The organism is Streptococcus sp. HMSC064D12, from assembly GCF_001837205.1.
GTDB lineage: Bacteria > Bacillota > Bacilli > Lactobacillales > Streptococcaceae > Streptococcus > Streptococcus salivarius_D.
In genome coordinates this window covers 1-273 of the sequence record NZ_KV831735.1, presented here as the reverse complement: position 1 = coordinate 273, position 273 = coordinate 1, and the positions used below count along the sequence as shown (strand labels likewise).

1 protein-coding gene is annotated in these 273 nt (G+C 41.4%); it reads right to left on the bottom strand.

The genetic code is table 11. The annotated features are described in order from the left end of the window. Nucleotides 1-273: hypothetical protein (locus HMPREF2697_RS10495; RefSeq protein WP_180364357.1), on the bottom strand; the 273-nt coding region annotated here is incomplete at both ends.

Below are 273 nucleotides of genomic sequence, written 5' to 3'. Positions count from 1 at the left end.
CAACTTTCTTAGTTGTTGGGTTGTAGTAGTTTACAACTTGGGCCGCAGTATTTTCGATATCTACACCACCTGCAACATCAGCTTTAACTGTTGTTGGGATGTCGAACTTGTAGTAACGTCCGAAGGCGAATTTAGTTGTGTCGATAACTTGAGTGTTTTCTGCATCGCCAAGTGACTTAGTGAAGCCATCTTTAAGTGTTGCAGTGATTACACCGTTGTTAACTGTGATATTGAATTTATCTGTGACTTCTGCGCCTGTTACTGAATCGTAGG